Annotated in this window: 25 protein-coding genes; 10 read left to right on the top strand and 15 right to left on the bottom strand. The window is 41.1% G+C overall.

The features are described 5' to 3' along the window. Positions 1–18: 18 nt before the first annotated feature. The 3 genes from PTI45_RS11280 to PTI45_RS11270 all read left to right on the top strand — a co-directional run bounded on the left by PTI45_RS11280 (position 19) and on the right by PTI45_RS11270 (position 2,341). On the top strand, positions 19–555 hold the full coding sequence (locus PTI45_RS11280; RefSeq protein ID WP_069327681.1) for a cysteine hydrolase family protein: 537 nt from the start codon (positions 19–21) through the stop codon (positions 553–555). A gap of 195 nt (positions 556–750) precedes the next feature. After that, a complete protein-coding gene (locus tag PTI45_RS11275) occupies positions 751–1,611 on the top strand; it encodes a basic amino acid ABC transporter substrate-binding protein (RefSeq protein WP_069327680.1) in 861 nt (286 codons plus the stop codon). Between the two features lie 76 nt (positions 1,612–1,687). Beyond that, positions 1,688–2,341: an amino acid ABC transporter permease gene (locus PTI45_RS11270; RefSeq protein ID WP_069327679.1), complete on the top strand. Its 654-nt coding sequence runs from the start codon at positions 1,688–1,690 to the stop codon at positions 2,339–2,341. Positions 2,342–2,357: 16 nt separating this feature from the next. Here the strand turns inward: PTI45_RS11270 and PTI45_RS11265 are convergent, their stop codons facing one another. The 3 genes from PTI45_RS11265 to PTI45_RS11255 form a co-directional block, all read right to left on the bottom strand. Further along, the gene (locus PTI45_RS11265) at positions 2,358–3,698 is read right to left on the bottom strand and encodes a TrkH family potassium uptake protein (protein WP_069327781.1); all 1,341 of its coding nucleotides are present in this window, start codon (positions 3,696–3,698) and stop codon (positions 2,358–2,360) included. Positions 3,699–3,725: 27 nt separating this feature from the next. After that, positions 3,726–4,856: a nitric oxide synthase oxygenase gene (locus PTI45_RS11260; RefSeq protein ID WP_069327678.1), complete on the bottom strand. Its 1,131-nt coding sequence runs from the start codon at positions 4,854–4,856 to the stop codon at positions 3,726–3,728. A gap of 452 nt (positions 4,857–5,308) precedes the next feature. Next, positions 5,309–5,791: a Dps family protein gene (locus tag PTI45_RS11255; protein WP_069327677.1), complete on the bottom strand. Its 483-nt coding sequence runs from the start codon at positions 5,789–5,791 to the stop codon at positions 5,309–5,311. Between the two features lie 356 nt (positions 5,792–6,147). Here PTI45_RS11255 and bacA point away from each other — a divergent pair, with 356 nt between their 5' ends. From bacA to PTI45_RS11240, 3 genes are all read left to right on the top strand, one after another. Beyond that, positions 6,148–6,984, top strand: a complete 837-nt coding sequence (gene bacA, locus PTI45_RS11250) for an undecaprenyl-diphosphate phosphatase (RefSeq protein ID WP_069327676.1) — start codon at positions 6,148–6,150, stop codon at positions 6,982–6,984. Positions 6,985–7,120: 136 nt separating this feature from the next. Further along, positions 7,121–7,495, top strand: a complete 375-nt coding sequence (locus PTI45_RS11245) for a hypothetical protein (RefSeq protein ID WP_137223124.1) — start codon at positions 7,121–7,123, stop codon at positions 7,493–7,495. Positions 7,496–7,597: 102 nt separating this feature from the next. Next, positions 7,598–8,932 (top strand): hemolysin family protein, encoded by a 1,335-nt coding sequence (locus PTI45_RS11240; protein WP_069327674.1) that lies wholly within the window; start codon positions 7,598–7,600, stop codon positions 8,930–8,932. A 91-nt stretch (positions 8,933–9,023) separates the two neighbouring features. On the opposite strand, the gene PTI45_RS11235 is transcribed toward PTI45_RS11240, so the two are convergent. Together PTI45_RS11235 and PTI45_RS11230 are read right to left on the bottom strand one after the other, a co-directional pair. Then, entirely contained in the window at positions 9,024–10,082 is a 1,059-nt protein-coding gene (locus tag PTI45_RS11235; RefSeq protein ID WP_069327673.1) for an anthranilate phosphoribosyltransferase, read from the bottom strand. Positions 10,083–10,103: 21 nt separating this feature from the next. Then, the gene (locus tag PTI45_RS11230; protein WP_069327672.1) at positions 10,104–10,697 is read right to left on the bottom strand and encodes an ANTAR domain-containing response regulator; all 594 of its coding nucleotides are present in this window, start codon (positions 10,695–10,697) and stop codon (positions 10,104–10,106) included. 451 nt (positions 10,698–11,148) lie between these two features. On the opposite strand from PTI45_RS11230, the gene nirB reads away from it, so the two are divergent. From nirB to cobA, 3 genes are read left to right on the top strand one after another with little or no spacing between them, the layout of a single operon-like run. Further along, positions 11,149–13,599, top strand: coding sequence for a nitrite reductase large subunit NirB (gene nirB / locus PTI45_RS11225; RefSeq protein ID WP_069327671.1), 2,451 nt, complete (start codon positions 11,149–11,151; stop codon positions 13,597–13,599). Positions 13,600–13,617: 18 nt separating this feature from the next. Next, on the top strand, positions 13,618–13,929 hold the full coding sequence (gene nirD / locus PTI45_RS11220) for a nitrite reductase small subunit NirD (protein ID WP_069327780.1): 312 nt from the start codon (positions 13,618–13,620) through the stop codon (positions 13,927–13,929). A gap of 17 nt (positions 13,930–13,946) precedes the next feature. Beyond that, a complete protein-coding gene (gene cobA, locus PTI45_RS11215) occupies positions 13,947–14,771 on the top strand; it encodes a uroporphyrinogen-III C-methyltransferase (RefSeq protein ID WP_069327670.1) in 825 nt (274 codons plus the stop codon). A gap of 11 nt (positions 14,772–14,782) precedes the next feature. Here the strand turns inward: cobA and PTI45_RS11210 are convergent, their stop codons facing one another. The 10 genes from PTI45_RS11210 to PTI45_RS11165 all read right to left on the bottom strand — a co-directional run bounded on the left by PTI45_RS11210 (position 14,783) and on the right by PTI45_RS11165 (position 25,175). Beyond that, positions 14,783–15,220, bottom strand: a complete 438-nt coding sequence (locus PTI45_RS11210) for an Imm63 family immunity protein (RefSeq protein ID WP_069327669.1) — start codon at positions 15,218–15,220, stop codon at positions 14,783–14,785. Between the two features lie 212 nt (positions 15,221–15,432). Further along, complete coding sequence (locus PTI45_RS11205; RefSeq protein ID WP_425415579.1) at positions 15,433–17,205, bottom strand: adenine deaminase; 1,773 nt, start codon at positions 17,203–17,205, stop codon at positions 15,433–15,435. Beyond that, positions 17,202–18,278: an ABC transporter ATP-binding protein gene (locus PTI45_RS11200; protein WP_069327668.1), complete on the bottom strand. Its 1,077-nt coding sequence runs from the start codon at positions 18,276–18,278 to the stop codon at positions 17,202–17,204. The genes PTI45_RS11205 and PTI45_RS11200 overlap by 4 nt, the downstream gene beginning before the upstream one ends. 16 nt (positions 18,279–18,294) lie before the next feature. Further along, positions 18,295–19,086, bottom strand: a complete 792-nt coding sequence (locus tag PTI45_RS11195) for an ABC transporter permease (RefSeq protein ID WP_069327667.1) — start codon at positions 19,084–19,086, stop codon at positions 18,295–18,297. Positions 19,087–19,093: 7 nt separating this feature from the next. Continuing rightward, on the bottom strand, positions 19,094–19,915 hold the full coding sequence (locus tag PTI45_RS11190) for an ABC transporter permease (protein ID WP_069327666.1): 822 nt from the start codon (positions 19,913–19,915) through the stop codon (positions 19,094–19,096). Between the two features lie 180 nt (positions 19,916–20,095). After that, a complete protein-coding gene (locus PTI45_RS11185; protein ID WP_083243486.1) occupies positions 20,096–21,088 on the bottom strand; it encodes a nucleoside hydrolase in 993 nt (330 codons plus the stop codon). 84 nt (positions 21,089–21,172) lie between these two features. Beyond that, positions 21,173–22,249, bottom strand: coding sequence for an ABC transporter substrate-binding protein (locus PTI45_RS11180; protein WP_069327664.1), 1,077 nt, complete (start codon positions 22,247–22,249; stop codon positions 21,173–21,175). 229 nt (positions 22,250–22,478) lie between these two features. Then, positions 22,479–22,826 (bottom strand): DUF2294 domain-containing protein, encoded by a 348-nt coding sequence (locus PTI45_RS11175; protein ID WP_069327663.1) that lies wholly within the window; start codon positions 22,824–22,826, stop codon positions 22,479–22,481. Between the two features lie 328 nt (positions 22,827–23,154). Beyond that, the gene (locus PTI45_RS11170; RefSeq protein WP_069327662.1) at positions 23,155–24,108 is read right to left on the bottom strand and encodes a nucleoside hydrolase; all 954 of its coding nucleotides are present in this window, start codon (positions 24,106–24,108) and stop codon (positions 23,155–23,157) included. A gap of 164 nt (positions 24,109–24,272) precedes the next feature. After that, positions 24,273–25,175 (bottom strand): diacylglycerol/lipid kinase family protein, encoded by a 903-nt coding sequence (locus tag PTI45_RS11165; protein WP_069327661.1) that lies wholly within the window; start codon positions 25,173–25,175, stop codon positions 24,273–24,275. A gap of 359 nt (positions 25,176–25,534) precedes the next feature. Here PTI45_RS11165 and PTI45_RS11160 point away from each other — a divergent pair, with 359 nt between their 5' ends. After that, positions 25,535–26,401, top strand: coding sequence for a YitT family protein (locus PTI45_RS11160; protein ID WP_069327660.1), 867 nt, complete (start codon positions 25,535–25,537; stop codon positions 26,399–26,401). Positions 26,402–26,458 lie beyond the last annotated feature (57 nt).

Genomic DNA, 26,458 nt, shown 5'->3' with positions numbered 1-26,458 from the left:
GTGATCGGAGGAATAAAGATGAAGCAGGCATTACTTGTTGTTGATATGCAAGAAATCTTTTTTGATTTGCCTGAAAATGCGTTGTATCAACGCGATCGACTCACTACAAAAGTCAATCAACTGATTGCCAAAGCTCGTACTGTAGATTGTCCGGTGATCTTTATTCAACATACCAGTTATACCGCAGGCGAAGATCTATATGTCGATACGCCTGAATGGGAAATCTATCATAAGCTAGATCGTCAGGATAAAGATCCTGTGTTCCGCAAAACCAAATGGGATGCTTTTTACCAGACGGAACTACTACCATGGCTTCAAAAAAATCAGATTCAGCAACTCATTTTTGCAGGTGCACAGACTGAATTCTGTATCGATACTTCTATGCGAGCTGCCTATAGTCTAGGTTATCAGCAAAATATTGTGATTAAAGATGGCACCAGCACACTGGATAGCTCTGTATTGCGTGCCGATCAGATTATTGCTCATCATGAAAATGTATGGAATGGTCGTTTTGCTCAAGTCCTATCGGTTGAGGATGTACAGTTTCAATCTTAACTGAATATATAGTCTTATCGTGACGTTACCTATTCTCTCTTTTGTAAAATAGTTCTCTACCTACTTTACAAAAGAAAGAGTAGGTTTTTTGTATTTATGTGACTTTATCTAACAAATAAATAATATTTATTGAGCTTTTAGAACTTAATTGGTAATATACATATCATATAAAGTAAATTAATAGGGGGTTATGATTTGAAAAAGACTTATTTGTTAACTTTTATGACATTAATTATGGTAATTGTACTTTCTGCATGTGGTACACCGCCTGCTAAAGACCCTGCTCCTGCTGCTTCTACAGATTCAAGTACAACCACAAATACCAGTGATGAGACGATCAAAGTTGCTACAGATGCTTCATACGCTCCGATGGAATTTATGGATTTGGATAAAGTCTCAGGGTTTGATATTGATTTTCTAGCGGCTGTTATGGAAGAAGCGGGTTTGAAATACGAGGTTACTAATATTGGATGGGACACTCTACTGGAAAGTGTAAAACAAGGTACCGAATACAAAGCAGGTATCTCTGCTGTCTCGATCACCGATGAGCGTAAAGAAACGTATGCGTTCTCAATCCCTTATTTCGAATCAACCAATATGATTATGGTCAAAGAAGGAAGTAACATCAAAAGCGCAACCGATCTCAAAGACAAAACCGTCGCTGTCCAAAACGGAACGACTGCGGATATCTTGATGTCCAAAATTATGGGTCAAAATAGTACCAATCTTAAAAAGTTCGATAGCAATACGTTAGCACTGCTCGAACTGGATAATGGCGGTGCAGATGCTGTTGTCGCAGATATTGCTGTGGTGCGCGAATATATCAAAAACAATCCTAACAACAAATTAGTCGGCATCACCGATAATACTAATTTCAATTCAGAATACTATGGACTGATCTATCCTAAAGATAGCGATCTCAAAGCTAAAATCGATCCTGCCATTCAAACGGTGATCGACAATGGGAAATATGCTGAAATCTATCAAAAATGGTTCGGCACAGCGCCTGATCTGACGAATTTAAAAGCTGAAATTACTAAAGCAGGGACTTCATAAGCGTAATGCGTCTATCGTTATTCTGTTCATCATCTATGTCACTACAAAAACCTTTTAACATAGAAAGGGACTCTGCATGACAGACTTCAGATTCGATATTATCGCTTATTACCTCCCGATCTTATTAAAAGGGACTTTGTTAACGATTGGTATTTCATTTGCAGGTATTATTTTCGGATCGATCCTTGGATTGATTATGGGATTTGGACGGATGTCTTCCAAATGGTATTTCAACTTACCGACAGCTTGTTATATTAACTTTTTTCGTGGAACTCCATTGCTTGTGCAAGTGCTTATGGTTCACTTTGGTCTGATTCCACTATTGCTTGATCGAAGTGATCCCATTCTAGCTGCAATCGTCGCTTTAACACTCAATTCAGCCGCGTATACTGCTGAAATTTTCCGTGCTGGTATTCAATCGGTTGAAAAAGGGCAAACAGAAGCGGCGCTATCCCTCGGGATGACACGCCGCCAGACGATGCGCTATATTATTTTGCCACAAGCGATCAAGCGAATGATCCCTGCTTTTGGTAATGAATTTATTGTACTGATCAAAGACTCTTCCCTGGTTGCAATTATCGCCGCTCCTGAACTGATGTATTATGCTAACAGTATGCGCGGGCAATATATGCGTGTCTGGGAACCTTATATCACAGCTTCCATCATCTACTTTATCCTCACCTATTCGCTAAGTAAATTATTGAACTGGTGGGAAAAGAAAATTAATTAATAAGCAACAGAGAACATCAGCCAATCAGTACCTTTTCTTCCGGGTAACTGAACTTGGCTTCTTTGTTTTTCTGTGCTAGTGCATACGCTAGAGCAAGTGGACCAAGACGACCGATAAACATGGTAATAATAATGATCACTTTTCCTGCGGGTGTTAAATGAGGCGTTAAGCCCATTGATGAACCTACTGTACCGAAAGCTGATACCGTTTCATAGAAAATACTTAAAAATTGCGCATCTGTTCCACTTTCCGTGATGGTCAGTAAGATCGTCATTGTAAACACAATACCCAGCGAGATCATAATAACCGCTAATGCACGAAATGCTGTATCAAAGCTAATTCTACGGTGGAACGCACGAATCTCACTACGACCCCGGACAACACTGTAGAGCGCCAGCATTAGAATCGCAAACGTATTGGTTTTGATCCCGCCACCGGTGGAACCACTAGCAGCTCCAATAAACATCAGAATAATAAATACAAATTGCGTTGCCGCCATCAGACCACCGATATTGACGGTATTATAACCGGATGAACGTGGCATAACGCCCTGGAATAACGATGCCCAGATTTTCTCGGTGATACTCAAATGCCCGAGTGTTGCTGGATTGCCCCATTCTACTATCAGTACAAACAATACGCCAAATACGGTCGCAATCGCTGAAGTCATCAGTACCAGTTTGGTATTTAAAGAAAATCTGCGCCATCTGCGCTTTTGCAATATATCGGTTACGACAATGAATCCAAGTCCACCGATCACAAATAGTGAAATAACGACCGTATTGACGACCGGATCGCCCACATGACTGGACAAGCTATCTGGAGACAAGGAGAAGCCTGCATTATTAAAAGAAGAGATCGCGTAAAAAGCGCCCTGATATAGCGCAGGTACCCATCCCATTGTCGGTCCCCAATGCAGTGTCAAAGTGATCATCGCTACAAATTCAAGTACAAAAGCGATCAGGAAAATGTTAAGCGATAATTTCACTAATCCCTGCGTTGAAAAAGCATTGGTCGCTTGCTGGATCATTAAACGATGTTTGAGTCCAATCTGCTTTCCTAATAACACAGCAAACAGTACCCCGAATGTCATAAATCCTAGTCCACCGATCTGAATCAATACCATGATGACCAGTTCACCGAATAGTGAAAAGCTGGCTCCCGTATCAATCACAGCAAGCCCTGTCACACAAACAGCTGAAGTGGCGGTGAAAAAAGCATTCAATAACCCTACACTATGACCATTAGTACCCGCTAACGGAAGACTCAGAAGTATCGTTCCAATAAAAATCATCCCTGCAAACCCCAGTGGAATCAAGCGTGCCGGATGAACAAACCCTTTCATATGCCTTGCCATTTTATTCAAAATAATATTCCTCTCATGTTAATGAAACGGACAGCCTCCTTGCGAAGCAGAAGCTTTCTGTTCATATAGTTTATCCTGATAAAAGAAATTGGGAGTGACCACCCGGTTATCATACGATTGATGGAAAATATGTGTAGTTGCAGGTGACATTGGCGGAATAAGCCATGTCCAGTTACCTGTTACAGCACGTCCTGCTTCAGCTTCCCGTTCTTCAAATCGTTGAAATTGTGAAGCTGCTGTGTGATGATCAACAATACTCACACCTGCTTCTTTAAACGAATATAACACAGCCAAATTCAATTCAACTAATGCACGATCTTTCCATAATGTGGATTTGCTACTGGTATCGAGTCCCATGATTTTTGCCATTTGTGGTAACAAGTTATATCGCTGTTCATCAGCAAAGTTACGTGCACCGATCTCTGTCCCCATGTACCAGCCGTTAAAAGGAGCCGCTGTATAATGGATACCGCCAATATTTAAGCGCATTTCAGAAACGATGGGAACAGCGTACCACTTTAATTCCAATTCTGTAAATCCCGGAAAATCAGGATGGATCATCGGTACTTCCATTACATCTGCTTGAGGAATCTCAAACCAGCGTGGTGAACCATTATGTTCACTAATGACTAATGGGAGCACATCAAACGAAGTTCCTGCCCCTGTCCAACCCAAACGTTCACAAAATTGCGTAAACTCAAGCGAAGCAGGATCACCGATTATCCCTTCTTTCGTCTGATAACCTGCATAGCGAATCAATTGATGATTCCAAACTCTCATCTCTGATCCGTCGATCGCACGAGGTCTAAAAATAGTGATCGTTGGACGCACTTTCCCTACATTTGTAGCATACCGGATATGCTCAAGTAAAGAGTCAGCAATCTGCTCCGTTCCCTGAATATGGCGTTGATCCCGTACTTTGAGATTATCCCAAAATAAACGTCCAATACAGCGATTACTATTACGCCATGCCATCTTAGCCCCATGCTCTAATTCTTCAAATGTATGTTCATAACTTCCATTGTTTTGAATATCATGTTCAACTTGTTGTAGACGTGCCTCTAGTTCAGCGTCACTTTTGCCAAGTTCTTGATAACATTGACGCAAAAATAATGTTGCTTCCTGTATTAGCGGATGTGTAACGGCCATGTATTCCACCTCATTTTATCTTATCCATTAGAATCTACTTCTATCACCATATAAAAACAGGCGACGCTCTGGTGGGAGCCCGCCTGATTAGTCTGTGTATCGTTATTAGGATTGTCCATATTATACGTTACAAACCAATGCTTCGGCAGTCTTATGACACAATTGTCACAGAACGTGCACATCCTTGCTGTATAAGGGCTGATAGACTTTCCATATCGTTCCATAAATAGAGGGTACACTCTAAAATACGTATCAATATTGTAGTTGGATGACCTTGATATAGCTTTGATTTACTTTAGCTATAAAACAGATATTTTTGCTTACACAATAAAGATCATTACTATATATAACGACATAAAAAGTCCTCCAGATGATACTCTGGAGGACTTTGATATCACTATAATAGTATAAACAATATAAATTCGGATTGCTGTTAGCTAGAAAAAGGAATCTTAGCGACCAAGATAAGCGTTTAACATCCATGCTGCTTTTTCAATCTCGCCACGAATACCGATCAATAGATCAGCAGTCGGTTGGTCACTGACTTGTTCTGCAAGAACGATTGTTTCTGTTAATTCTGTAGATACGGTTGCGATATCTTCGACAAGTGAACTTACCATTTGGTTCGCTTGCTCTGTACCTGTTGCTTCAAGCAATGTAGACAATTCCAATTGCTCACGAAGTGTAGCGACAGGTTGACCACCGATTGCTAGCAAACGTTCAGCAATATCGTCCATATATACAGTAGCTTGATCGTATAATTCTTCGAATTTAGCATGTAGTGTAAAGAAGTTCTCACCTTTGACGTACCAGTGGAAATTGTGAAGTTTGGTATAAAGCAAAGACCAGTTAGCAATTTGTACATTCAAAGCGTTATATAATGCAGTTGTTTGTGTAGTCTCAGTTGTAGTAGAAGTGTTTTGTAGAGATGTCATAGATAATTCCTCTTTTCGTTTTATATTTTTAAATTTAGACTTATTCTAATTCCTGAATTAATAATAACAGATAGAATAGAATTTGGCTAGTGTTATCTGCAAAAATTATTTTTTATGATCGACAAATTACGAGTTTATATGTTGCTAATCGTAACTATTTCTAAATAAGCAAACGCTTACTTTATGAATAACCTTTACATATCTAGTTCTTTTCGTTCAGTTTTCTTACAATGGTCTGGCTATCTAAAAATAACATAGGCTATCTAGCAAATTGACGGAGTGCGGTCTTATCTCATACTATGGAGTAAGCGTAAATTACATTTATACCTATGCTCACATTAAAAGGAGGTCCGTTCGTGGATATTATTTCAGCGATTATTATGGGTATTATTGAAGGCTTGACGGAGTTCTTGCCAGTATCCAGTACCGGGCATATGATTTTGACCAGTTATTTACTTGGTCTAGATCAGAATGCAGAACAGGTCAAAACATTTGAGATTGTAGTACAACTCGGAGCCGTACTTGCGGTTGTCGTACTGTACTGGCGTAAGTTTATTGATATTTTGATGACGATTCCTGATCTATTTAATGGTCGTCTCAAAAGTAAAAATGGTATGGCTCCTCAACGCCGTCTAAACATTTTGCATATTATTTTGGCGATGTTGCCAGCTGTTGTGGTTGGATTGATTTTGCATGACTTCATTAAAGAACACCTTTTCGGACCTATGACTGTCGTCTACAGCCTTGTTGTCGGTGGTTTGCTAATGATCTATGCCGAATGGCGTAAAGGCCGCTCAGCGGGTAATATGACGGTTGATGATATTACATACAAGCAGGCTTTTGGTGTAGGCTTATTCCAGTGTCTTGCTCTATGGCCAGGATTTTCTCGTTCCGGTTCTACCATCTCAGGTGGACTATTGCTCGGGATATCTCACACTGCTGCTGCTGAATTTACATTCCTAGTGTCTGTGCCGGTAATGTTCGGAGCAACAGGACTTGATCTTGTCAAAAGTGCACAGTATTTAAGTATGGATGACTTCGGATTTTTTGCAGCTGGATTTATTGCGGCTTTCCTTGTCGCTCTAGTCGCAATCAAAACATTCTTGAATCTGCTTAAACGTCTTCCATTGTATGTATTTGCTTACTATCGCTTTGCATTAGCTATTATTTTCTTTATCTTACTTACTCGTTAAGCAAAAGTTAGTATAGAGCTAATCCGTAATCTGATTCAATATTCGATATTCAGAGTTAATATATTTGTAATAATATGAATATATATAACTATACATGAGGACGACTTTACCGTCCTATTCAAATGGGAGATGCTACTTGGATACTTTACCCGCACGAAGGCGAATGATGAGTGCTGTACTGATGAGTCTAATCATGCTGTTGTTCTGTATGCCATTTCAATCAACAGATGAAGAAGACTATGACTTTGCTGTCACAACTGGAATTTATCCAGGCAAAATGACATACGGATCAGCACGGTATGCAGGTAATGTAGATGGCGGATCAAATGTGCCTACTTTACCACCAGTGATGACACTGGCTGCTTACTTTGCGATTCTGGTTCGGTATGTGCGTATATCGATCAGTCCCACTCATCTTCTTTCTTTCATCCCTCTCTTGCTCAAGCGCTTATTACTTGCAGAGCTTAAGTACCGGTCCAATTATATGGATACAGTTTCCGTACGACCTTAATCATGTCTAACACATTTGCTGATAGTAAGTGTGACTCATTCACATTAATGGATCGCGGATGCTGACCCGATAGGATCGGCACGCACGAAGGGAGAGAGTTTGTTGTCTGACAGTATTAATATAGGACTTAATTTAACGTTATTTGTAATTTTAATTATCTTTACTGCGTTTTTCGTCGTTGTGGAATTTGCGATTGTAAAAGTAAGAGGTAGTCGTATCGATCAATTGATCACTGAGGGAAACAAAAATGCTCGCTATGCGAAAGAAGTCATCTCGAATCTGGATGGTTACCTGTCTACCTGTCAATTAGGCATAACCATTACAGCGTTAGGGCTGGGTATGTTAGGAGAACCCACTGTAGAATATATGTTGTCTCCTATCTTTGCTAATTTGGGTGTTACTGAATCACTCAGTCATATTTTATCGTATGCGATTGCTTTATTATTAGTAACTTATTTCCACGTAGTTGTCGGTGAATTAACACCGAAGACAGTGGCTTTACGCAAAGCAGAACAAGTGACGTTGTATACCGCTCGTCCGATTATCTGGTTTAACCGTTTGATGTATCCCTTTATTTTTATTTTAAATGGATCGGCTATCTTCTTAACACGCTTGATTGGTCTACAACCTGCTAGCGAACATGAAGAAGCTCACTCGGAAGAAGAATTGCATATTATTTTGAATGAAAGCTATGAGAGTGGCAAAATCAATCAAAGCGAATATGGTTATGTAAGTCGTATTTTTGCTTTTGATGAAATGCTAGCTAAAGAATTAATGGTTCCCCGTACAGACATGGTGTGTTTGTTTACCGAGAAATCACCGGAAGAAAATCGGATGATTATTCGTAAAGAACAATACACTCGTTTCCCTGTAGCGGAAGGAAGTAAAGATAATATTATCGGTATGATCAATACCAAACAGTTCTTTTTAGCAGCGGAAGAAACGCCGAATCTGAATGTCGCTCCATTGATTCATCCTGTGATGTCTTTATCAGAGACGACACCTGTAAAGCATTTGCTCAAACGAATGCAACGTGAAGGAACACATATTGCGATATTAGTCGATGAATATGGCGGGACTTCAGGGATGATTACGATTGAAGATATTTTGGAAGAAATCGTGGGCGAGATTCGCGATGAATTCGATGCAGATGAAGAAGATGAAATTCAACAAATTGCACCGCATCATCTGATTGTCGACGGTAAAGTATTTATCAATCGTGTCAACGATCTGCTAGGTACAGATCTGGATGATGAGGAATTGGATACGATCAGTGGTTGGTTATACGGTCAACGTCCTGATCTTGCCATTGGGGCGGTGTATGAATTCGAAGATCTGACGTTCAAAGTATTGCGTCGTAGCGCACGTCGTTATCGCAAGCTAGAGATTGTCAAAAAAGTAGTCGAAACCGATGAAAATGAAGATACCGAATCATAATGATATCTGATCTAGATGATCCTCATTCAATCATTGGCTAAAAACATTAAAACCGCTTTTTCCTCAAGAGGAGAAGCGGTTTTTTGTATATTTATATCTTCCCGAGCGATAACATATTGGGCTGTTCGCCACGCATCAGCTGACCCCAGTGGCAGTAGACTTGATAGGCTTTGCCACTTTCCAATATAGACTTAGCGGTATATACGCCTTCTTCAATCGAGCCTGTCTGGCCTGTTAGTGCTAATCGGTAAGCACTATTGAGTAGCACTTGATTAGTAAATGCAAGATCAGCTTGTCCGCGTAATACCTGTTCTGTCACTTCGATCTGTGTAGCGGCTGTCCAGCTCATTTCAGGCAAAGAAATATCAAGTCCATACACTTCAGGATCTATAATCTCCATACGAGCTTCACCATGTTCTACTACATACGTACGTGTAGGACGATCAATAAATAAATCTTCCGACCCCTCCGCTCCCTGAATAATAGCGGCACGCTGATAATCCAGCCGTTGCAATACTTTAGCAATTCGTTCAAAAAACGTATTATGGAACACCCCATATACTAGATAAGGAGAATGACTATAATTCATTAATTTCTCAGCGCTATTCAGGATCGTACGTACCCCTATTTCTTCACGTAATGTACGCAAAGCGCCAAGAGGAGGACACCACTGCTCTGCTGATACAAATAACAAGCCTGTTTCTTGAGCAGCATATAGTGATTGATCCCGTGTCAGATGATCGGTATTGACTCCCATTTCACGTAACAACAAAGGCAATGTGACTCCCCATTTAGGAGGTAATGGCTCACTGCCATGTAACGTCACTTTTTGACCTGTGGACGCTAGCACAAATGAAGTCGCAAAGCTGGCGATAAATGAAGCGGTACGTCCATCATAAGGAGCTGCACAATCTAGACTATTGATCGAAGAAGTACGGAGTGCATATTTACGACAGATATCTACGAACGCATGCATTTCTTCTATATTTTCCATCTTCATCCGTTCTGCCATCAAAAAAGCACCAATCTGTACATCAGAAGCTTCTCGATTCAAAATCATTTCGCCTACCGCTATCGCTTCATCATAAGTAAGATCTCTGGAACCTCTTTTGCCTCGACCTACTTCTTTCAGTATGTCCGTCATGTTCACGTCAGGTTCCTCCTTTGACTATTAAGATTGTAATAATTGATGGGCTTTAACGATCGCTGTGGCAACATCTACAAGGCGTTTACGATCGTTCATCGCTTTTTTACGTAAAATGTCATAGGCTTCTGCTTCAGAGATCTTTTTCATATCTGCTAAAATGCCTTTTGCCATATCGATCCACTTTCGATCTTCTAAGCGGGAGACCAATTGCTGACGTTCACTATGCCATTGTTGCCTTTCGACACAGATCTTAGCTGCAAAATGAAGAGCCCAGTGAAGGTCTTGTTCTTTCATGGTGGGTGTAAGAATCCCATCGATAGCACTTTCCATTTCACAGGCTTGGACAGAAGAAGAGGTAGTATATGGACTGCACCACCATAACATCGGGATATTGCGTGAATGCGTCAGAATATGTTCGAGGATAGTAATCTCTTCAATAGGTAGATCAAGCACTACAGCATCGGCTTTGGTTAACAAAGATTTGACATCATCAGCCCCAACTGAAATCGACGCCTGATACCCGTTATCTTCCAGCAAAGTCTCAGGTAATACCACAGACTCTAGCTGATCCGGACCACAGATCATATTATTCATACGGATAATCAGTAAAGAACGCATTGAGAGGTACTCCCTCCTCATATCACTTAATACTTTATAATGAAATATATAATAGAAAATATCACATGAAAAGCTAAATTTTAAAGTGAATATATATATTTCAGCTCTTTTCTAAGAAAAAGAAGGTAAATGAGGTTATTTCGATATTTATCATGTAAACATAATTAACTTCTAATTTCAAATAAAATTTTTATGTTATTTATATTGACATGTAATTATACATCTTTTATAGTTGGTTTATCGAAAAACAACATGTTCAGCTTGTCGCATCATTATGTTGAACTATATTTCTTTTGAATATCATAGATACAATGGAGTATCTAAATCATAGACGGCAATGAAGCCTGTCTCTACCCTATATCAGAGTACCAAGCGTTTCGCACGCTTATCTCTGGTTGGAATGAGACAGGCTTTTTTATATTTTACAGAGATTGTAGGAGGAGAGATCATCATGACAACACCCAAAAAATTAGTACTGATCGGAAACGGAATGGCAGGCGTATGGACGATAGAGCATTTACTGAAGCTAGCACCACATGCATATGAGATCACTATTTTTGGAGCAGAACCTCATCCGAACTATAATCGTATCTTATTATCTACCGTGCTTGCAGGTGGCGCTTCAATCAACGATATCATTATCAATGACCATGATTGGTACAGTGACAATCAGATCACTCTACATACAGGTGATCCAGTCTTACGTATAGATGCGCAGAACCGTCAGGTCATTGCTGCTTCTGGCTTGCATGTTGACTATGATGAAGTGATTATCGCAACAGGTTCAAGAGCCTTTATCCCACCTATTCCGGGTTCAGACAAAGACGGAGTGATTGGATTTCGAGATATTAAAGATTGCGAGACCATGATCTCAACCGCTCAGACTCATCGTAAAGCAGCTGTTGTCGGGGGCGGACTACTTGGACTTGAAGCGGCACGCGGATTACTGAATCTGGGTATGGATGTCACCGTTATTCATATTAATGAACATTTGATGGATCGCCAGCTTGATCTTCCCGCAGGATTGATGCTTCAAGAACAGTTAGAAGCTCAGGGCATGAAGTTCTTACTGGGCAAGCGTACCGTTGAATTAACCGGCAAGCGCAGAGTCACAGGGCTTCGCTTCACGGATGGCGAATCATTGGACGCTGATCTTGTGGTAATGGCAGTAGGGATTCGTCCTAATATTGATGTAGCTTTATCTTCAGCACTTCAAATAAATCGCGGAATTGTAGTCGATGATCATCTGCATACGAATATTCCTCATATTTCAGCCGTCGGTGAGTGTGCAGAACATCGAGGCATTGGATACGGGTTAGTTGCTCCCTTATATGAACAAGGTGCTGTGCTTGCTAAACGTCTCGCAGGACTAGACACTGCCGGGTACGAGGGCTCGGTTACTTCGACCAAACTCAAAGTTGCCGGTGTAGATGTATTTTCAGCAGGACAATTTGCAGATACAAAACAGACCAAGTCGCTACGTATGCAAGATGATATCGATCATATTTACAAAAAATTAGTTATTCAAGATGGTAAATTAATTGGAGCTGTATTGTTCGGAGATACGTCTGAAGGCAGTTCATTGTTCTCTTTGATCAAAAGTGGTGAGTCGATTGTCGGACGTGAAAAAGAATTGCTCACTGGTTATGTAGCTGGTGCGGCGGCAGTATCTCCTTTGCAACGATTAGAAAGTATGGCTGATGACGAAATCGTATGTGGTTGTAACGGTGTTAGCAAAGCAGCGATTGGTGATGCAGTACTGAATCAAGGTTGTCATACGATGGGATCACTCAAAGCTTGTACTAAAGCTTCTGCTTCTTGCGGAGGTTGTGCTCCACTTGTAGAAGGATTGCTTCAATATTATGCAGGAGATTCAGCTCAAGTAGCGGTCAAAGAAGGCATGTGCGACTGTACTTCACTACAACGTGACGAGATTGTAGAGCAAATCAAAACGATGGGTCTCAAAACAGTCAAAGAAGTGATGAATGTACTGGAATGGCGTGAACCTGAAGGCTGTTCCAAATGCCGCCCCGCACTCAACTATTATCTAGGCATGTTATTTCCAGCAGAATATGAAGATGAAAAAGAATCTCGCTTCACCAATGAACGGTATCATGCCAATATACAAAAAGACGGTACGTATTCAGTGGTTCCTCGTATCTATGGCGGAGTCACCTCACCTGCTGATCTCAAAAAGATAGCTAATGTAGCTGAAAAATATAATGTACCACTCGTTAAATTTACAGGTGGTCAACGATTAGATTTACTCGGTATCCAAAAAGAAGACCTGCCTAAAATCTGGGAAGAATTAGATATGCCTTCCGGTCATGCTTATGGCAAAACATTACGTACAGTCAAAACATGTGTGGGTAATACGTTCTGCCGCTTTGGGACACAAGATGCGATGGCAATGGGAATCAAAATGGAAAAAGCATATGAACGCTTAACTGGCCCTGCCAAAATAAAATTAGCAGTCTCTGGATGTCCACGTAACTGTGCAGAAGCGACAATCAAAGATTTGGGCTTAGTGGCTATCGATGGCGGTTGGGAACTGCATGTGGGAGGCAATGGTGGTGTTAAAGTACGGGCTGCCGAACTGCTATGCACAGTCAAAACAGAAGAAGAAGTGATGGAATGGTCCAGCGCGTATTTACAATATTATCGTGAACATGCTCGCTTTAATGAACGCACCGCCGCATGGATTGAACGTGTAGGTCTAGATCATGTCAAAGAAGCACTTGCCGATCAACAGACTCGCTTGGAGCTGGTTAGTCGTATAGAAGAAACGCTGAGTTATACTTCTGATCCGTGGAAAGAAATTATTGCCAAAGACGAATTACGCAAAAACTTTGAACCTTTGAACCAAGCACCATTAACCGGATCGACCACATCTATCCATTAAGGGGGAACTGCGATGACGATGACCAAATTACATGTAGGGCATATTCAAGACATCGATAAAAAAGGATCACGTACTTTCCAACTAGGTGAGACCGAGATTGCTTTGTTTCACCTTAGTGATGGTAGTATTCATGCCGTTGAAAATAGCTGTCCTCACAAAAAAGGACGATTATCTGAAGGGATGGTCTGCGGGACAGCGATTCATTGTCCTTTACATGATTGGAAAATCGATCTACGAAGTGGCAAAGTACAAGAACCTGATGAGGGTTGTGTGCATACGTACAATACAGAAGTCGATCCTGATAGTGGAGCGATCTATATCACATTTTGAGCAAAGGAGTGGTGAAGATGAATAGAGCATATGGCACAGTAAGCATTATCGGGGCAGGTCCAGGTGATCCTGAATTGATTACAGTCAAAGCATTACGGCGGATTCAGCAAGCCGATGTGATTATGTATGATCGTCTAGTGAATGATGAGTTGTTAACCTATGCCCGTCCAGATGCACAGAGGCTATTTTGTGGTAAATCGCCTGGATTGCATCATATGAATCAAGCCACTATTCATCGTACATTACTCTCTTATGCATCAGCAGGTCATGCTGTCGTTCGACTCAAAGGAGGCGACCCCTTTGTTTTTGGACGAGGTGCAGAAGAAGCTTTATTTCTAGCTGAACATCATATTCCTTATGAGATTGTACCGGGTATCACATCAGCGATTGGAACAGCCGCCAGTGCTTCGATTCCGCTCACTCATCGTGGTGTAGCCACATCATTTGCTTGTATTACAGTCTGCCGGGCGAATCCAGCGATTGAGCCAACCACGACAGAATCGATATTCTCTTCCGCTCCACCGCTATCTCCGTCCCCTGTGCGGTGGGATCTACTCGCTCACAGCGTGGATACACTGGCAATCTATATGGGTGTCAGTCAATTGGAAGAAATCTGTAGCGAACTGATCTTTTGCGGTAAACCTTCTACAACCCCTGTCGCTATTATCGAAAATGGAACAACCGAAGCCGAGCGCATATTTACAGGTACACTGGCGGATATCACTCAAATAGCCACTGCCGCTCATGTGAGTAATCCAGCGATGATTATTATCGGTGCAGTGGTTCATATCCGGGAACAATTAATACAGATGAAGCATCAAGCCCATCAAATGATCGGGTAACCTTTATGATGCTAGATTGATTCTATATCTGCTCGTTTACCTTTCTCATGCCACCATTGTGCATATATGCCGCCAATCGCATCAAATATTTGCGTCTGATCATGTTGCCATTCTGCTACTAGCTGTTCATCATATGTAAGAAAAGAGGTTTTGTTATCGACTTTGTATTTGCGTAATAAGCGAATATGAGTCACCAGTTCAATCGTATACGCTAATATCCAGTACAACATCGCATCCTCATCATATATCATTTTGGTAAACACATTTTGTCCACGTTCATACATCTGTAGTCGGTATCCTGTGGCAGTCAGTTCGACAAAAGGAGCAAAGTCTTCTCGAAAAGATGACATAAACGGATTCGTAATATAATCGATATACTCTTCTTTCAGTAAAGAAGTACGTTGCAACAACGAATGTAATTGTTCTATATACTGTGCTTGTGTTTTCATACAGATACCTCCTGAATAGTTATCATCTTATGCTCTATTTTCGCTATATGTAATCTATCCTACACGTTTTTGGGATATCGTCAAAAAAGTAGCGAATCTAAAAAAGCCGTTTTCCTTTATGTAGAGGAGCAACGGCTTTTTTAGTATGACTATTTTGAATAATTATGCTTTTCATCATTTCAGGTAGAGATAGCATAAAAGATGATGCAGTCTTAATAGGAAGAATTCATACTATTTCGAGTAGCTCCTGTTAATAAAGGTACTACTTTCCCATGATTAACATCAATAAGACCATAATCAGTAATTTTGAGTGCAGGGCTAACGGGCAACGAATGCGTACTAATAGACATGATCGGATTATAATGCTTATACCCTAATTCACGCATAGCCGTAACCAGTTGATCCACAGCAACAGCTGTTTCTTCCAGTGGGGCTTCTGTTAAAATACCACCTACAGGTAAATGTAGGGAAGCGATGATTTCTCGATCTAATACGACACAGAATCCGCCTTGCTTACTAATCACTTCATTGGCTGCTATTGCCATATCTTGTGGATTACGACCGACGACAAGCAGATTATGATTGTCATGTGAATAGGTGGTTGCTATCGCCCCACGTGTAATCGTATCTCCACCGATCAGACCATACGCATGATTTCCATTTTTTCCATACCGCTCAAATGTAGCGATCAATCCATACCCGCTCTGTTCCCACATCAACTGCTGATTACGCACACTTACATCAGTTAGACGTTCTTCGGTAAAGGTTGATCCATCTTTGACCATCATTACCCGACATTCATACAGACCGTCATCGTTATGAACTGGAACTTGAAAATGTTGCTCGTTCAGTAGCTCTAACTTCACACTCTGATAAAAGTGGGCTGGGAATTGTGGTTGAGAAGAAGGCTGTATATACGGCTGATCCTGCTGATACACACACAATCCTTTTTTGTAAACTTCATCAATCTGGAACTGCTCGATATCGGATAGTAAAATAAAATCGGCTAATTTACCGGGTGCTATGGCTCCACGATCACTCATATTCATTCGTTTTGCAGGTGTAAAAGTAGCCGCATAGACCGCTGCTTCAGGTGTCATTCCCATCTGAATCGCTTTACGGACGATATAATCGAGATGTCCACGCCACGCTAGACTATCGGTCATCACATCATCTGTCACAAAGCAGAAATGTTCTGCAACATCATGATGGATCATATAATCCATAATTTCCGGTGTCATTGATTTCTCTTGCAGTTCAATAAACATCCCTGCTGCTATACGCTCTGTCATTCCTTCAATACTCTGATGGGTATGATCAGAATCGATTCCTGCTGTGATCAATTGATGGAGATCTAGATCAAGTAACTTGGGCGTATGCCCTTCGATAACAAGATGTGGATAATTCGTCTTCATATGACGTAAAATTTGATTCGTTTTACATTCTGGATCACGTATCACATCGACATAGTTCATAATTTCACCCAGACAAATAATCGACTCCGTGCGCATCAACTCGTCGATATCCGCAATTTCGATAGAACCGCCTGTTGTTTCCAGCGGTGTGGCGGGTACAGAACTAGGAATACTATACATCATATCGCACGTTACATCTTGACTGGCGGCAATCATTTCTTTGACCCCTTCAAGCCCGAATACATTAGCCATCTCATGCGGTTCAGGTACGATCGTTGTGACTCCGCGACGTAAAATGCCGTGAGAAAAGGTCGCTGGTGTGACCATCGAGCTTTCAATATGCAAATGGATATCGATTAGACCGGGGATCATATATCGTCTATGACCTTCAATGATCTGCTCGGCGGCAAAGCGATCACTGCTTTGTTGACCAATATATAGAAATTTGTCTCCCTTAACGGCTACATCGCCTGTACGAAATTCTTTATAGTAACTATTGTAAACCTGAACATTGGTGATAAGCAGATCTACAGCGATTGGAGAGGATGCAGATGTATTTACACTACTCATTGTGCCACCATCACAATCTTATCCGCTGGAAAAGTAATCATCACCTGTTGACCGGGTGCGATCGGGATATCCATTTCTTGATTAACTGTAAATGCTCCTAACGCTGTCTGTACTTCAAATTGATAACTTCGTCCTAGATACGTACTGACTTTGACTGTTCCTGGTACTTGATTGGACAGAGACTTTTGCAGATCCGTCAGTTGACCTAAAGGTATAATACGTAAATCTTCCGGACGGATCGCGCCTTTGTACGTGTTCGCTGTCGATTGACCGGCTTGTAATTGCACATCAAATCCGTAATCTCCAATCGTCCACTCTAGCCCTGTATTTCCTTGACGAGTCCCATCAAACACCAAAAAGTTATTAAACCCGATAAAACGAGCGACATATTCGGTTTTGGGATACTGGTAAATATCGGTAGGAGCACCTAATTGCTCGATTTTGCCAGCATTCATTATTGCTACTTGGTCGGAGATCGAAAAACATTCTTCCTGATCATGAGATACGTAGACCGCAGTCATTCCTAATTCTTGCTGTAAACGACGAATCTCAACACGCATCGTCACTCGGAGATTAGCATCCAGATTACTTAAAGGTTCATCAAATAGTAGCAGATCCGGTTCAATCACCAGTGCGCGGGCAATAGCTACACGTTGCCGTTGTCCACCAGACAATTCTTGAGGGAACCGCTTTTCAAAGCCATTCAGACTAACGATATCAAGCATACGTAATACTTTTTCTTTCACTTGCCCTTCTTTCATTTTGCGCAGACGTAAGCCGAACGCTACATTATCATAGACCGACAAATGTGGAAATAACGCATAACTTTGAAAAACAAATCCAAAATTGCGTTTGTTCACAGGTAGGTGAGTATAATCACGTCCGTCGAACATAAATTTGCCACCTTTTGCCTCCAAAAAGCCTGCAATCAGACGCAATGTGGTTGTTTTGCCACAACCGCTTGGTCCGAGTAATGAAAGTAATTTACCTTCTTCTAATTTGAGATCGAAATTCTCCAAAATCAGGTGGTTATCATACGCCACCGATACCTGTTCTAAGCTGAGTAATGTCATCGTCGTATGCCTCCCCTTATCGTTTGGTAAAGTAAGCCAGTCCACCCATCAGACGCTCAATCACGAACATCAATAGACCGGTCAATATCATCAATACGACCGAAATCGCAGCTATCGTTGGATCAAAATAATTCTGTACATACGTCAACATTTGGATCGGCAATGTACTAATTCCCGGTCCTGTCATAAATACCGAGATATCGACATTATTGAATGACTCCAGAAAAGCGATTAATACCGCCGCCATAATGCCTGAGCGGATATTCGGTAATACCACTCTGAAAAAAGCTTGCAAACGCCCTGCACCAAGACTGACTGCCGCTTCTTCGATCGAAAAATCAAAGTTCGATAGACTGGAACCAATCACTCGAATAATAAACGGCAACATAATGACCGTATGCCCGACTAAGAGACCTGCATAGATTGGCAATTGGTACATAACTAGCACATATTTGAGCATCGTAAAACCAAGTACAATACCGGGAATCAACACCGGTGATAAAAAGATCGCATTGAGCAAATCACGTCCGCGAAAGTGATATCGACTTAGCGCATATGCCGCAGGTACACCCAGAATCAGAGCAAGTAAATTCCCCAATAACGAAATAATAATAGAGGTGACAAACGTCTTCGGAAACATATCGACTGCCCATATATTTTGATACCATTTGAGTGAAAATCCATCCGGTGGAAATTTCAATACTGTGCCCGGTCCGAATGAGGTGACCGAGATGATCACCAGTGGTCCTAGCAGAAAAATAAAAACTAACGTGCTAAATATCGCCAGTCCGTAATGTTTTTCTTTCATCTTCGTCTCACCCCTTCGGATTTAATTTCGTAGCTACTTTGTTCATCAATCCTACAACAACCAATGTAATCACAATCATAATCGTAGCGATCACTGAAGCTAGATACCAATCATTTAATGTCATTGCATTCTGATACAGGAATGTAGAGATTACCCGTTCTTTGCCTCCAAGCAAGGCTGGAGTGGTATACGCGGTTAGACTACCGACAAATACAAGTACACTTCCGATGATCAGACCCGGAATCGTGAGCGGAAATAATACTTTACGTAATGCTGTAAACCGAGAAGCGCCCAGACTTTCTGCGGCACGAATCAGTTCACTATCTACATTTTCCATCACACCTACAAGTGTAATAATGATCAATGGTAAAAATAGATGCACCAGTCCGATAATCATCGCTGTTGGTGTATACAAAATTTCGATCGGTTTATCGACAATCCCAGTAGCAACCAGAGCATTATTCACCAGACCTTTACGTCCTAGAATAATCATCCAGCTAAACGAGCGCACAACAGGGCTGGTCAACAACGGAAAAATAGATAAAGCTAGTAAAATCCCTTTTTTTCGTGTACCCAAGCGAGAAATATAGTAAGCCACCGGATAACCGAGAGCGATACAGATCACAGTTGTAAATACACTTACTCGTAGAGTTGTCAGTAGAATCCGATTGAAATACGCATCTTTGAAAAAGTACAGATACCCTTCCAAGGTAGGCTTGCCTTCTTGCACAAACGTTGAGCCAATCGTCAATATAATCGGGATCAGCATAAATACGGTAAGGAACAGCAGCCCGGGTAGGAGCAGCCAGTACATCTTATTGATTTTCATAGGTGGATACGCTCCTATCTGAGCAGAATTAAGGTGGTTCTTAGGGATAGAGCAATTGATTTTACTTTTAGAAAATCCACCCTATCTTCAATGGTACGGAGTATAAGAACAAAGTCTTTCCTGAAGCGGATACCTTAACCACATCAAAAGTTAAATGATTAGTCCACTCTAAGCACACTGCTATTTTAAAGAAATCTGCTCTGCATTTTCGATCAGTTCTAGTTCTACACTTGCTACCGGCTCGGTTGCTTTGAGATTACTAAGGGATTCCAAAAAGATTTTGAAAAAGGCGATATGGTTGACCGTTAGAGCAACTTGGACGTTGGGTTGTTTGCCCAAACGATTTTGAAAATCGCATACCGTTTGTCCATCGCATAAGTTGCTGTTGGTTTCGACATCGACGTGATATAACGTGGTGCTAATCACATCGGGATACAGAGCGGCGGCTACTGCAAGCGGGTCATGCATAGCGCATGCTTTGACTCCATTGCGTTGTTCGTAGCGCTCCATATAAGCGGATGTGCTCTGACCTACATACACTGCGATTTCAGGTTGAGCGGTACGATTGAGCGCACCGAGATGGTTGTTGTTTAGCAATACTTTGCGTGTCACATCTAACGGTACAAGTACTAGATTGACAAAGCCTGCATTTAGGACTTGCTTGGCGGCTTCAGGATCGACGTACATATTGTATTCAGCTGTTGGTGTGATATTACCGTATTCATTGACAGCTCCACCCATAATGACGATTTCTTTGACGTTAGCGACAATCTCCGGCTGTTGTTGAATCGCTAATGCTACATTGGTCAGTGGTGCCGTGAGAATCAATGTGATCTCGCCGGGATGGCTCATAATTTGCTCAATCATAAATTCATGAGCGGCTTGAGGTTGAACATGCTGCTCCACTTGCATCTCCGTTAAGGCGCCACCAATCCCATCATTACCATGAACCGAATGTTCAAATCTAGGCTCTCGAACTAAAGGAGCATCTGCTCCTGCAAAAACAGGAATATCGGTACGATCGATCAACTGTAGAATTTTGAATGTGTTCGTCGTCGCTTGCTGCATGGATACATTCCCATTAACCGTCGTAATCCCTAAAATGTCACAACTTCCACTACCAACAGCTAGCATGATTCCAAGCGCATCATCGATTCCTGTGTCGACATCCATAATGACTTTCCGTTGCCCTGCACTCAAAATACATCCTCCTTTGATCTTTAAGATGTGGTTGTAAAGATCGTACTTTATTGGAGCTTAACCTCCGATTTCGCGGTTCCAACGATCTGTCCATACCGGCATACTTTTATTTACAAATTCCATATCTAACTTACGTAGATTCTCTATAATATCTGCACCATACGTAATTCCTTGTGCTTCTTCATCTGTCAGTACCACATCTTTATTGACAGGAGAATCAACTTTGGCTTTGGCAGATTTCTCTTGTACGTCTTTGCTCAACTGCCAGTCGATAAATTCTTCAGCCAGTTCTTTGTTATCGCTACCTTTGACGATGTTCACTGTATTGATAACGGCATAAGCTCCTTCGGATGGAGTGACGAACTTCGCACCCGGTACAGCGGCTTGAATATCTTTGAAATACATTTCCATAATCGGGCCACCTGCAATCTCTTCTTGTCCGATCATATTGACGTATTCCGAGGTTTGGCTATAGTATTTGACCACACTCGGGTCTAATTGTTTTAATTGAGTAAATGCTGCATCTTCGTTAAATTCTTTATTGCCTGCTACACGTGAAGCGGCATCGATCATCATCGGGCCTGCGGTTGCTGTAATCGCTGGCATCGTTAAGTTATTAGCAAATTCCGGCTTCCATAGATCGCTCCAAGAAGTTACCTCACCACTCACTAATGCTGGATTGTAGGCTATACCAAGCTGAGCTACTGTATAAGCAGGTCCATATTTTTCGCCATTGGGTGCTTTGGCAATATCATAAATCTGATCTAAATTCGTTAATTGGGTACGATCAATCGGTTCTAGTAAATCATCGTCAATCGCTTGTTGGGCATAATAATCAGAGAGGTAGATGAGATCCACATTCGTACTGCCCTGACGAATTTTGTTTAATCGTTCTGCATTGTTACCTGTTTCGAGTACGATTTTGACATTATGTTCTTTTTCAAATGGTTGGAATACCGATTCTTGTAGAAAATCTTCGGAAAAGCCCCATGTCGAGATAACCAGTTCCTTTTGTCCGTCTGCATTGCCACCTGTGCTTGCATTACCGTTCTGATCAATCGTTGTTCCACAACCTGCAAGCCCTACACCTGCTAATGTTAATGCCAGCAATCCACTCATCCACTTTTTACTCATTGTTTGGTTTCCCCTCTCAAATGGTTGATTCTGAATAACAATGTTGCAACAATTACCTATAAACAAACAAAAAAGAAAAGTATCCTTGTAAGAACAAGAACACTTTTCTTCGATAAACAAAGCAAAGCGGTACCCGTTACAAACTGATCTGCATCCGGTCACCTTTTAAGATAGATCAAAAAAGGAAATCCGCCAGTCAGGTTGGCGTGTCAGTTGAAACCAGCTTGCGTTATTGATTCTCTGTCAGTACCACATTGGTAAAAGCCCATTGGGTAGACGCATCATAATCGCGCAATATAGCTTCAATATTCAATTGTAATTCTTGTTCTAACTTCTCACGAAATTTGCGCTTATAGACAGTCGATAAACGAAAATCGACTTCCTGCTTGAGTGCAGGATCTTCGCCTTCAAGAGCAGCCGATCGCGGAGAACGTCGGTGTCTGGCTTGAAAAGTAATAATATGATCTTCAACCGTAACTCGTAACAACGTAGTTCCGTAACCAAATAGTTCTTTGGATACTTCGTTATACAACTGTGCCATTTTCTTTTTGGACTCATTATGATCCAGAAGATTCATCTTATCACCTTCACTGGTAAATGTCGTACGTTTGGTTCGTCCGACCTCGTTATTATACATAAATTAATAGTGTGGAGCAACATAATTAGGCTATTTAAAATAAATTTTGTTCTATAAGCGAACATTACGTGTAAGCATATTCCAATTCATCCGTTTTATTGAGCTTCAATTTCTACTATTTTGTTTGGAACAATGAATGTAATTATTCTATATCTTATCTATCCTACACCTTTTTGGGATATCGTCAAAAATCCGCCTGTAGTTGACCTAGTATATAGGTTTGGACAGACGGATCATATACAGCTTGGAATGTATGTTATCTGATGTATTAATAACGAGCAGGTGCTGATTTCTTCGCAAGTTCTATCATATAGTCAAAAAACGCAGTCGGATTCGTATCATAGACAAAATTCACTGGACGACCATCTGCTTGTTCTACAGTTCTACCTTGTGATGGACCATCTGGAATGACTACGCAATGAACGACTTTTTTCTGTACAATATCTGGACGACCAATGGATAACGTAGTCAGTACATCCCAGAAGTAGTAGGTTGAATTGTTCTCCATATGTACAAGTGGTGGACAACAAGCATAGCAGTTACCTAAGAAATCAACACCTTCATAACGACGATCGGTTGACCAGCGTTTACGGATGTTAAGGTCTAAAGGTACTTTGATCGTGCTTTCCAAAGCAACAAGATCAATCACAATATTACTTTGCCATACACGGTGTGCCGCTTCCGGATCCCAGAACACATTCCATTCTGCACTTCCATCATGTTCAGGTTCATCGACATTGCCATGTGCGAATCCGCCACCCATCCAGACTAATTTTTCAATTTTGTCTTCGATCTCTGGTGCTTCATCTAGAGCACGCGCTAGATCGGTAAGAGGGCCGGTAAATAGTAATGTTGTTTTACCTTCCGTCTGTAGCAATTGTTGAATCATATGACGGTGAGCCGGCAATTCAGCCAGTGGTGCTTCCATCGTACCCGATTCATTTAAGATCGGTAATGCATCTACATAAAAGGTATGCATCCGCCAAGCCGCAGGAAATGGATTTTTACCCCGTGAATTAGAACGAGCCACTTCAGGTGCATATTTGCCAAAACGGTCGATAATTTTACGACTCGCTGCTGCTCCTGGCTCCAAATAGCCATCGGCTGGAATAACGGATACACCTGATAATTTTACATTGTCCATCTGCAATAACATAAATAGAGATACTAGATCATCGACTCCAGCATCATGGTTAAAATAAACCGATTGAACTTGTGACATGATTACTTGTTCCCCCTGTAGTGCATCTTTTACTGACGATGCTTGAATTTCACGTTCTCTTTATTCATATCATAATGCCCCCCAGAATACCAGCCAGTGTTGATCCCGTCTATCGTCAATATTTTATAGAAAATTGTACGCTTTGGAGGCTATCGTATAACTATTTATTCTATATTGGATACAGGTTCTCCGATCAGAAATGTTAATTTACCGGATAATACGCCTAGCTCTGCAGGTGTCTCCAGATAGATTTCACCATCCATATCGGCAGGCATCGGTTGAGCAGTAGTTAACGTCGCTCGTGTGGTTCGAATATAATCTATATTGCTATATTGCGGATTCCATATTTCTTCTGTTTTGCGACTGACAATTTCACGAAGTAATGGCAATCCCGCCTCACGGATAATCAGCACATCTAATAGACCATCTTCCAATGAACTTGCTGGAAAAGGTAATGGATTGGTTCCCAAAAAGCGCCCATTTGCCACATAGATCATAATCGCTTCCCCGTCGATCTCTCCTTCATCATGAGTCAAATGAAAAGTAAACGGTTCGGCTGTTCGTACCGTCTGTAATGTACTGAGAAAGTAACTGATTTTGCCCAAAGCACCTTTGAGATCAGGATTAATATTTTGCGAAGTCTCTGCAATTAATCCAATCCCGTAAAAGTTAGTAAAATATTGCCCGTTCACCGTTCCGATATCTAATGTACGGGTATGACGTTCATTGAGTACTTGTGCGGCTCTTTCCATCTGCTGAGGCATTAACAATGCTCGTGAAAAATCATTGCAAGTTCCGCCTGGCAATACCCCGATCACTGGAGGATGCTCTAATAGTGCTAATCCATTAATACATTCATGGACTGTTCCATCTCCACCTAAAATATAGACAACATCGTATTGTTCACCCAGTTCATGACATAACTGCTTCGCTTCACCGGGTCGATCTGTACGCCGTACATTTAATTCAGGTAATTGTGATGACAAAATGCCCAAAGCTGTTCCTAGTAATTCGGTCGTCAATGAACCTGCATTTCCATTGTAAATAAGTAGCCCTTTATTATACATAAAAGTACCCCCATGATTGGAGCATAAGATACTTATTCATACCCTTCTTTGCCCTATTTTTAAACGATTAGTAGACAAATACGTACATTTCTCTTGCTTGGCTACGAGAACATGCGAAAAGCTTAATAATTCTGCCTTTTTTGAGGTTTATTGATTAAATTTTACGTTTTATTAGGATTGATAAGAAATTTATGATATTATTTATATAGGTAGCTTATCTTTTTTAGTACGATTGTGCTCTTTAGATATTGTTGAATAGTTCGATAGGTTCGCTTGTTTATGCAAGAATATCCATAACGTGTAGCGCTTATGGAATTAATCAATAATCCTACCTAATAATTTGAGAAAGAGGATTGTGTATGCCGAGAAAACACCGCAAATTAACTCCCGTCCAATTGCTCGCCAAATTCATTTTCATTACAACTGGTGCTGTAATGATGGCAGTAGCCCTCGAAATTTTCCTTATTCCTAACAGCGTAATCGATGGAGGAATTACAGGTATTTCAATCATTTTATCGGAAGTGACTCCGATTCCGCTAGGTCTCTTTATCTTTATTATCAACGTTCCCTTTCTGATTATCGGTTATAAACAGATCGGTAAAACGTTTGCTTTTTCTACATTATACGGGATTACAGTCATGTCGTTGATGACAGCTTACTTGCATCATGTACCTGCACTGACAGATGATAAGATCCTAGCCAGTATGTTTGGTGGTGTGATTCTTGGATTCGGGATTGGTCTGGTTATTCGCTTCGGTGGATCACTGGATGGTACAGAGATTGTAGCGATTTTACTTTCCAAACGATTCCATATGCCTGTAGGACAAATCGTTATGATTATCAACGTATTTATCTTTGCTGTTGCCGGGTTTGTATTTGGTTGGGATTCAGCGATGTTCTCAATCTTTACGTATTATATAGCAGCCAAAGTAATGGATATTGTTGTAGAAGGTCTAGAAGAATCCAAATCGGTTACGATCATTTCTTCCGAATATGAAGAAATCTCGCAAGCGATTGTGGATCGCCTTGGACGTAGTACTACTTTTATGTATGCTAAAGGTGGTTATTCCAAAGAAGATACACAGATGATCTATTGCGTCGTGACTCGTCTCGAACTTGCGAAGCTACGGACGATTGTACAAGATATCGACCCTTCTGCTTTCCTTGCGATTGAGCATGTGTCTGAAGTCATCGGTGGTAACTTTGAGAAGAAAAATATTCATTAATATTTCTAGTGAATTATGCTAGAGTAGTATTAAAAAAATGACCATAGCTATTTATTC

Origin of the sequence: Paenibacillus nuruki, assembly GCF_001721045.1 — a bacterium.
In the GTDB taxonomy this organism is placed as follows: Bacteria; Bacillota; Bacilli; order Paenibacillales; family Paenibacillaceae; genus Saccharibacillus; species Saccharibacillus nuruki.
The sequence above is the reverse complement of the archived record's forward strand: the minus strand, read 5'-3'. Positions and strand labels throughout refer to the sequence as shown.